This window comes from Salipiger sp. 1_MG-2023, assembly GCF_030547555.1.
Classification (GTDB): Bacteria; Pseudomonadota; Alphaproteobacteria; order Rhodobacterales; family Rhodobacteraceae; genus Salipiger.
In genome coordinates, this window is the sequence record NZ_JAUOQN010000096.1 from 1 (window position 1) to 8,798 (window position 8,798).

Annotated in this window: 7 protein-coding genes; all 7 read left to right on the forward strand. The window is 68.4% G+C overall.

The features are described 5' to 3' along the window. Positions 1-395 precede the first annotated feature (395 nt). The 7 genes from Q4543_RS23115 (at position 396) to Q4543_RS23145 (ending at position 8,697) form a co-directional block, all read left to right on the forward strand. Positions 396-1,310, forward strand: a complete 915-nt coding sequence (locus Q4543_RS23115) for a calcium/sodium antiporter (protein WP_303442255.1) — start codon at positions 396-398, stop codon at positions 1,308-1,310. A gap of 333 nt (positions 1,311-1,643) precedes the next feature. Then, positions 1,644-2,942 (forward strand): serine/threonine-protein kinase, encoded by a 1,299-nt coding sequence (locus Q4543_RS23120; RefSeq protein ID WP_303442241.1) that lies wholly within the window; start codon positions 1,644-1,646, stop codon positions 2,940-2,942. 17 nt (positions 2,943-2,959) lie between these two features. After that, positions 2,960-3,829, forward strand: a complete 870-nt coding sequence (locus tag Q4543_RS23125; protein WP_303442244.1) for an FHA domain-containing protein — start codon at positions 2,960-2,962, stop codon at positions 3,827-3,829. Then, positions 3,822-4,709, forward strand: coding sequence for a PP2C family serine/threonine-protein phosphatase (locus tag Q4543_RS23130; protein WP_303442247.1), 888 nt, complete (start codon positions 3,822-3,824; stop codon positions 4,707-4,709). Before Q4543_RS23125 ends, Q4543_RS23130 begins: the two co-directional genes overlap by 8 nt. Next, positions 4,706-5,845, forward strand: a complete 1,140-nt coding sequence (locus tag Q4543_RS23135) for a hypothetical protein (protein ID WP_303442250.1) — start codon at positions 4,706-4,708, stop codon at positions 5,843-5,845. Before Q4543_RS23130 ends, Q4543_RS23135 begins: the two co-directional genes overlap by 4 nt. Before the next feature lie 33 nt (positions 5,846-5,878). Then, positions 5,879-7,867: a dynamin family protein gene (locus Q4543_RS23140; RefSeq protein WP_303442251.1), complete on the forward strand. Its 1,989-nt coding sequence runs from the start codon at positions 5,879-5,881 to the stop codon at positions 7,865-7,867. After that, on the forward strand, positions 7,864-8,697 hold the full coding sequence (locus Q4543_RS23145) for a GTPase (RefSeq protein ID WP_303442252.1): 834 nt from the start codon (positions 7,864-7,866) through the stop codon (positions 8,695-8,697). Before Q4543_RS23140 ends, Q4543_RS23145 begins: the two co-directional genes overlap by 4 nt. The last annotated feature ends 101 nt before the right edge of the window (positions 8,698-8,798 follow it).

Here is an 8,798-nt window from a genome sequence, read left to right on the forward strand (position 1 = left end):
CAGCTCCGCCGTTGTCAGCTCCTCGCGGATGGCCTCCAACGCCACCTTCGCCTTGAACTCGGCCGAATAGCGTTTCCACTTCGTCATCTGGGTCGTTCCTTCGTCAGTCGCTACAGCTTAGCAACTGGTCCGAAATCTCGCGACCACCTCTAACCCCCGACCGCCTCTGGCGGGGGCGGCGCGCTGAACGGAAACTAGGGGTCCGCTGGGGGGGCGGTGGGTCCGGCGCGCTGTGCCTTGGTGCGCTCGGGCAGGCGCTGGCATTGGCGCGCTTGGGTCCCGCGCAGGCGCGGCAGGTGGAATCTTTGCGCGCCGTGTCTGTCTGGGTCTTGCGCCGGGCTGGCGGCCTCCCATCTGCCGCAGAGGGCAGGCGGGCTGCCCGCGAGGAGACAGTTCTGGACATCATTTTCGTATTGGCCGGCCTTGCCGGTCTGTTTGTCGGCGGCGAGGCCTTGGTGCGCGGCGCTGTCGCCATCGCGCAGCGACTGTCGCTGCCGCCGCTGCTGATTGGGCTGACGGTGGTTGGCTTTGGCACCTCGATGCCCGAACTGCTGGTGTCGCTTCAGGCGGCGCTGAAAGGCGCGCCGGATATTGCCATCGGCAACATCGTCGGTTCGAACATCGCCAACATCCTGCTGATCCTCGGCATCACCGCGCTGGTCTGGCCGATCCGGGTGTCGGGCGGCAGTCTGAAGCGGGATCTGCTGGTGATGATCGCGGCGGCGCTGGCGCTGATACCGCTGTTTGTCGGGGGACAGATCGGGCGCGGTGCGGGCTTGGCGCTTTTTGCGGGACTGGTGTGCTATCTGCTCTGGGCCTTTCTGACGCCGGGGGATGCCACGGAGGACAACGCGCCGCCCGCCGGGCGCAGCTGGAAGTCGGTGTTCTGGGTTGCGCTGGGGCTGGCGCTGCTGCTGGTCGGGGCGCGGCTTCTGGTCGATGGGTCCAGCAATATCGCCCGCCAGTTCGGCGTGTCCGAGGCGTTCATCGGCCTGACCGTCGTTGCGGTGGGCACGTCGCTGCCCGAGCTTGCGACCTCGGTCGTGGCGGCGCTGAAGCGGCAATCCGACATTGCCGTGGGCAATATCGTCGGCTCGAACATCTTCAACGTGCTGGGTATTCTCGGGGTAACGGCGGTGGTCTCGCCGGTGCCGGTGACGGCGCGGTTCGCCGCCTTCGATCTGCCGGTGATGATCGGCGCGTCCGTGGTGCTGGCGGCGCTGCTGCTGGCGCGCCCGGTGGTCGGACGGGTGCCGGGGGCGCTGTTGCTGCTGGGCTATGGCGCCTATGTCTGGGCGGCGCAGGGCTAAGATCGCAGGCCCCGAAGGCGAGGGTCTGGACCGCTTGCCCTGCGGACCCGCGCGACGATCTGGCACGCGAAAAGACGCAGGCTTTTCAGATGCACCTTGCCGTCGCCGCGCGGCGAATGGCCGAAAACATGCGCAAGGCGAAGGCCTTGCGCCGAAGGCTGCGGGCGATCGGTAAAACTCGATACGCATTCGCGCCAAGAGACATAATTCGGTTCCAATCTTACCACCGCCCGGTCCGGGGCCATTGGTTTAGTCGCCTTGAAGGGCATCGCACCGCGCGTGCTGTGCAGCCCGGCAGACAAACCATGACCTCGGATGCAGGGAGGCGGCACCATGAGCGACAAGGCGACCATCGCGCCAGCCATGCCTGCGGGCACTGTGGGTGATGAGCTGCCCCCCGGCACGCAGCTGTGCAACGGGCAGTACACCATCGAGAAATACCTCAACTGCGGTGGTTTCGGCATCACCTACCTTGCGCGCGACAGCCTGAATCGCAAGGTGGTGATCAAGGAATGCTTTCCCAACGCCATCTGTTGCCGGACGCAGGCCACCGTGCGCTTGCGCTCGCAAGGCTACAAGACCGACTTCAGTCAGGCGGTCGGGCTGTTCCAGAAAGAGGCGGGCGCGCTGGCGGCGCTTGATCATCCCAATATCGTCGGCGTGCACCAGATCTTTGAAGAGAATTGCACCGCCTACATGGCGCTGGATTTCGTCGAAGGGCTGGATCTGCTCGACCTGTCGCACAAGCACCCCGAACTGCGATCCCCCGCGGCGGTGCGCGAATTGGCCGAGATCCTGCTCGACGCGCTGGCCTATGTGCATCGCAGCGGCATCCTGCACCGCGACATCGCACCCGACAATATCCTGCTCGATACCGCGGGCACGCCGGTGCTGATCGACTTTGGCGCGGCGCGGCAGGGGGCGACCATGGCGTCGCGCATCCTGTCGCGAGTCTATACAGTCAAGGACGGCTATTCCCCGCAGGAGTTCTATTTTGCCGGCAGCGCGCAATCCCCCGCGTCGGATCTGTACGCGCTGGCCGCCACCTTCGTGCATCTGATCGAAGGCGCGCCGCCGCCCAACAGCTCGCTGCGGCTGGCGGCGGTGGCCGAGGATCGGCCCGATCCCTTCGTGCCGTTGTCGGGGCGCTTTGCGGCCTATGACCCGGCGCTGCTCGGCTCGATCGATTGCTGCATGAGCCTGTTCGCGCGCGACCGGCTGCCCAGTGCCGAGGCTTGGCTTGACGTGCTGCACGGGGGCGCCATGCCCGAGGCAGAGCTGCCGGAGCCCGCGCCGCTGGACCAGTCCACCAGCGCAGCCATCGCCGCGTTGGTGCAGGAAAACCACAAGATCGTCGCCGAAGCCCGCGCCGCCCGCATCGCCCCCCCGCGCGAAGACCTTGCGCTGCGCGCCGCCGAAGAGGCCCGGCGGGCGCAGGAACGCGAATACTGGGCGATCCTCAACGAGGACCCGGGCAGCTGGCGCAATGGCCCGGATGTGGCCCGGCCCGGCAGTGAGGCCGAAGACGCAACCGAAGACGAAAACGCTCCGGAACCGCGCCAACGCGGGCTGTCGCTTGGGGCGCTGTTTGGCTGGCTGCGCCCGCGGGCGCGCATCGACACCACCATCTGACGGAAGGCACCACCGACATGCTGGGTTTCAAGGGACGGATCGCGCGCAAGCGCCCAACAACACGCATAGAGCCGGGCGAGGCGGCGCTGCCTTCGGCGCTGCGGCTGCCGCAGGAGCCTATCGCCCCGCCGCCGCCCGCCCGCACGCAAGACGAGCGCAATGCCGAAACCGCCCGCGCCGGTGTCAGCCATGTTCCACGCCCCGAATCCAGCCAACATGCGCCCGCGCGCCGCACCATGGAAAGCGCGCGGCCCGAAACCACCCCCAAGATCTGGGACCTCGAGCCGCCGTCCCCCCCGACGCCAGCCGAGCCTGCGTCGATGCTGGCGCGCTGCGCCGGGCCATCGCAGGACGAGGGTGGCGATGATTTCCTTGCGCCGGGCCAGCCGCCCATGACGTTTCGCGCAGAGCGGCAGGCCAGCGCGCCGGGGGCAGCCGTGCCCGACCGCGCCCGCACCCGTCTTCTTGGCTTTCACGGCGACGGCGCGCCCGATGTGTTTGCCGATCAACCCACTGCCGCGCCCTCGGCTGCACCCTGCTTTCCCATTGGTTGGCTGATCGTGACCGATGGTCCGGGGCGCGGCGCATGCTTTACCCTGACAGCGGGGCTGTCGAGCGTCGGGCGCGATGCGGACCAGACCGTCAGTCTTGATTTCGGAGACGATGCGATTTCGCGCGCGGGGCATCTGTCGATTGCCCATGACGAGGAAGACGGCCGCAGCTGGGTTGGCCATGGCGGCAAGGCCAATATCGTGCGCCTCAACGAGCGGCCCCTGCTGTCGACCGAAGAGCTGCATGGCGGCGACATCCTTCGCATCGGCAAGACGGTGCTGCGCTATGTCGCGCTGTGCGACGACAGCTTTTCATGGGCCAAGGGCGATGGTTGAGCTACTGTGCGAGGCCGCGCTGGCGCAGGATATCGGCTCTCGCGCGCGTCAGGAAGACGCGGCGATTGCGCATTTCGCCAGCGGCGCGCCGGGGGGGATTGCGGTGCTGTCCGATGGCATGGGCGGGCATGACGACGGCGACCTTGCCGGGCGCATCATCGCCGCTGAAATGTTCGCAGAGCTGTACCTGTCCGCCGCACGCAAGGATGTGCTGCGCTTTGATTGCAAGGCGATCTTCGGCTCGGCGCTTGGCAGCGCCAATCGCAAGCTGCAACATCACATCGATCAGGGGCATTTGTCCGGCGATACCGGCGGCACGCTGTTGTCGGTGATCGTGACCGATGGCACGCTGCGCTGGATCTCGGTCGGGGACAGCCCGCTGTGGCTGTTGCGCGGCGGCAGGCTGACGCGGCTCAACGAGGTGCATTCGCTGGCCCCGCAAATCGACCTGATGGTTGCGGCGGGCGAGATCGACGCAGATACGGCGCTGGCGGGAGGCGGGCGCAACTGCCTGACCTCTGCAGTGACCGGGGGCGATATTGCGCGCATCGATTGCCCCGAAGAGGGCCTGCCGCTCTGCGCTGGCGATCTGTTGCTGCTGGCCAGCGACGGGGTCGAGACGCTGGATGAAACCACTCTGCGCGGCCTGCTGCAGCGGCGGCGCCATGCCCCGGCGCAGCAGATTGCCGATGCGCTGATCGGCGCGGTGCGGCGGCGCGCTGGCCCCGATCAGGACAACAGCTCGGTTGTGGTGATCCGGATGCGGGCGGCAACCGGCGTGCGGGCAGTGCTGCGCGGCTGGATCGCGGGGCTGCTCGACCGGGTGCTGCGCGCGCCCGCGCCGATGCTGGCCCCCGTCGTGGCGGAGCGCGCCTCATGAGCGCCGCCGATGCGATCGCCATCACCCACCGCCTGCGCGCCCTGCAAGAGACGCCCGGCCTGCCGCCCCGGCTTGCGGCCAATTGCGCCGCGCTGTCCAGTCGCCTTGCAGAGCCGGTGCGCATCGGCCTGTTCGGCCTGCCGGGGGCGGGCAAGCTGGCGCTGCTGGATGCGCTGTGCGGCAGCGCGCTGGCGCCGCTCGCGCCGCTGCCGACGCTTGAGCTGGGCTTTGGCACCGCCGCAAGCGTAGAGGCGATGCTGCCCGATGGCACTCTGCTGCGGCAGGCGGGGCTGCCAACGCCGGACATGCTGGCGCGCGGGCCGGCTTTTTTGCGCCTTGCCGCGCCGCTGCCGGGGCTGCGCGGGCGGCGCTATTTGCTGGTGGCCTGCGAGGCGGATCCGCGCGAGTTCGCCGCCGCGCTGGCATGGGCCGCGCCGCGGGTGGATATCGCTTTGTGGTGTGCGCGCGGCTGGTCGGGCGTTGATGCGCAAAGCTGGGGTGCGGCGCCCGACAGCCTGTGCAACCACGCCGCCCTCGTGCTGAGCCCGCAGGGCGAAGGCGCAGGCGACTGGCACGGGGCCGAAGGCTTCGAGGCGGTGCTGCCCCCCGATCCCGCGCGCATCGCGCGCCATCTTGATGACACCGCCGCCGAGGCCGCGTCGCACGACATGGCCGCCGCTGAATGGATGCTGCAACGCCACGGCATTGCCAGCGCATCCGCCCCGGCAGCCGTGCCCCGGCCCGAACCCGCGCCGGACATCGCCGAACCCCTGCGCGACAGCGCCGCCGCCCCGCCCGAAGTCGCGCCCGAAGCCCGGGCCGAACTGGGGCGACTGTTCCAATACCTGCGCGGCGCGGCGGCGGATCTGGTCGAGGCGCTGCCCTGCGCTGCGCTTGACGATGCGGCCTGCGCGCAGTTGCTGGAACGGCTCGGAACGGTGTTCGATAGCCTCAGTGCGCGGACGCAGGATCTCGACCGGGCGCAGGACAGCTGGCCAGAGCTGAGCGACATGGTCTTCGAAGCGCAGGACATGGCGCTGTTGCTGCGGATGGAGGGCGGGCCGGGGCAGGCAAGCGACGCCGCCCGCCTTCTGCTGCAATTGCGACAGGACATCGAGGTCAGGCTGGCCGCCTGACGTCACCACGAAAAACAAAAGGGGCAACAAGCCATGAGCACACAGGACAGCACGACCCTCAGCGCCCCGTTCGAGGCGCTGGGCGGGCTGGCAGACCGTCTTGCGGCAGTCGACAGCGAACTGACGACTCTCGCAGCCAGCGCCGAGCGTTCCGTCGCCCGGCAAGCCCGCCGCCTGCACAAGGAAATCCGCAGCTTTGATCCGGCGGTGACCTTCATCGGGCAGGTCAAGGCGGGCAAGACCACGCTGGTCAATTCGCTGGTCGGCTGGCCGGATCTGCTGCCCGCCGACGTCAACCCGTGGACCTCGGTTGTCACCTCGTTGCACCTGTCGCCGACGCTGCGACAAGACGAGCGCCGGTCGAGCTTTCGCTTTTTTGGCAACGATGAATGGGATGCGCTGCTGCAACAAGGCGGGCGGGTCGGGCAGCTGGCGGCGCGCGCCGGGGCCGAAGACGAGCTGGAGAAGGTGCGCAAGCAGCTTGAAGCGATGCGCGAGAAATCCCGCGCCCGGCTTGGGCGGCGTTTCCAGATGCTGCTGGGCCAGACCCATGATTATGACAGTTTCGACCAAGAGCTGATCGCGCGCTATGTCTGCCTTGGCGATGACTTCTGGGAGGAGCCGGCCCAGCTTAGCGCCGTGGCCGAGCATCTGGAAACCACCCGCGAGCGCGGGCGTTTCGCCGACATCACCAAATCTGCCGACCTGTGGTTCGGCGCGCCGGGGGTGCCGATCGGGCTGACCATTCAGGACACGCCCGGCGTCAACGACACCTTCATGATCCGCGAGCAGATCACCATCAACGCCCTGCGCGCCAGCCGCCTGTGCGTCATGGTGCTGTCGGCAAGCCAGGCGCTTTCGGCGGTGGATCTCGGGCTGATCCGGTTGATCTCGAACGTCAAATCCCGGCAGATCATCATCTTCGTCAACCGCATCGACGAGCTCAACGATCCGGTGAACGATGTGCCAAAGATCCGCGACAGCATCCGCGCCACGCTGGAACGGTTTCAGGGGCCGGTCGATGCCGAGATCCTGTTTGGTTCGGGCCATTGGGCCAGCAACGCGATCGGCGGCAGCATCGACGGGCTGGGCGCAAGCAGCGCCGAGGCGCTGATGGGCTGGCTCGAGGCGCATCTGACCGAGACCCTGGCCCAGCGGCCCCCCGCCGAGATCATCTGGACCATGTCCGGCGTGCCCGAGCTGGGCCGCGCCATCGCCGAGCGCCTCGAAAAGGACGCGGGCGCGGCGCTGGAAAAATCCGTCGACACGGCGCTGCGCAACCTGCGCGTTGGCGCGGCGGCGCGCGAGGCGCAGCTTGATGCGCGCAGCATCGGCGCACAGGCGCACCACGCCTGCACCCTCACGCCCGAGCAGATCTCGGACCGTTTCGCGGCGATTTCCGAGCGCGCCTATGGCCATCTCGAAACGCGGATGCAGGCGGTGAACGCCACCTTTGCCAGCCGCGCGGAATCGGCGCGGCGCACCTTTCTGGGCCGAGCGACATCGTCGCTGGCGCGCCATCTTGAACAGCATGGCGAGGGGCAGGTCTGGGCCTATGATCCTTCGGGGCTGCGGATGCTGCTGCGCACCGCCTACAGCGTGTTTGTCCACGGCGCGGGCAAGGCCGGAACCGAGGCGTTGGAACAGGCGGCGGGCGAGATCGACGCGCTGCTGCGCGAGGTCTTCGGCCTGCCCGCCGATGCGCCGGAACTCACGGCGCCGCCGCTGCCCGAGCCGGTCGCACCGGTGTCGCTGGGCCAGACCATCGCGCTGGATCTCAAGGGCCGCTGGTGGATGCGGTTCTGGCGTCGCCGCAAGGGCTATCAGGCGATGGCCGAGGATTTCGCCAGCCTGATCCACGAGGAAACCGCTCCGGTGGTCGAGGCCCTGCGCCGCGATTGCGCCGATCCTTACGCGCTGGTGCTGCGCGCGGTGCTGGCCGAATTCCTGAGGGCGCAGCGCGATCTGGTCCTGGGCCTGTCCTTCCCTGAAACGCAACTTCCGCTGAGGTCCGCATCATGAACGACGCCCCGCGCAAGCCCCGCATTGCCCTGATGGGCGAATTCAGCGCTGGCAAAAGCACGCTGGCCAATCTGCTGCTCGAACAGGACAGCTCTCCGGTGCAGGTCACCGCCACGCAACTGCCCCCGGTGTGGTACAGCCTTGGGCCCGGCACGGTCGAGCGCGAGTTGGCGGATGGCAGCACCGCGCCGCTGCCGCTTGACGACTGGAGCGCCGCCGACCCCGCCAGCACCGCGATGATCCGCGCCCGGATCGAGGCCGACCTGCTTTATGCCTTTGATCTGGTCGACATGCCGGGCACCTGTGATCCGTGCATGACCTCTGATGTGTGGTCGAACGTTCTGGCGCAGGTCGATATGGTGATCTGGTGCACCCCGGCCAATCAGGCGTGGCGGCAATCCGAGGCGGCACTGTGGGAGCAGGTGCGCCCCGAGCTGTGGACGCGCAGCCTGCTGCTGGTCACCCGCATGGACAAGATGCAAAGCGCGCAAGATCGCCGCCGGGTGCTGGCGCGGGTGCGGCTTGAGGCGGGCGAGATGTTTCGCGATGTGCTGCCCATTGCGCTGACCGGCGCGATTGCCGGGCGCGACGACGCTGACGTGCTCGAGCAGACCGGCGCGGCGGCGCTGGTGCGCTTTCTTGAAACCGCGCTGGACGAGGGCGCCTGTGCGCCGCCGTTGCCGCCAGCGCCCGTGTGCGAGCCTGCTCCGGTGCCCGTGGCTGCGCCAGTGCCCGAACCAGTGCCCGACGCTGCGGGCCGCGTGGTGCCGCGTCGCATCCAGCGCAGCGGCGAAGGGCGGCGCGAGCGCCCGCAAGCCGGGGTCGGGTGATTTGTGCTGACTTAAAGGGGTCCTTAACAGGCCGCTGAAAAACTCCGGCCTCGACGCCCGTAGCGGAACATGATTCATCGCCACCGCGGCATGGATGGAGG

Bases quoted from the DNA above. Each gene is read 5' to 3' on its own strand.
- Q4543_RS23135 (WP_303442250.1), top strand. From the start codon at position 4,706: ATGAGCGCCGCCGATGCGATCGCCATCACCCACCGCCTGCGCGCCCTG.
- Q4543_RS23140 (WP_303442251.1), top strand. From the start codon at position 5,879: ATGAGCACACAGGACAGCACGACCCTCAGCGCCCCGTTCGAGGCGCTG.
- Q4543_RS23120 (WP_303442241.1), top strand. From the start codon at position 1,644: ATGAGCGACAAGGCGACCATCGCGCCAGCCATGCCTGCGGGCACTGTG.
- Q4543_RS23125 (WP_303442244.1), top strand. From the start codon at position 2,960: ATGCTGGGTTTCAAGGGACGGATCGCGCGCAAGCGCCCAACAACACGC.
- Q4543_RS23145 (WP_303442252.1), top strand. From the start codon at position 7,864: ATGAACGACGCCCCGCGCAAGCCCCGCATTGCCCTGATGGGCGAATTC.
- Q4543_RS23130 (WP_303442247.1), top strand. From the start codon at position 3,822: ATGGTTGAGCTACTGTGCGAGGCCGCGCTGGCGCAGGATATCGGCTCT.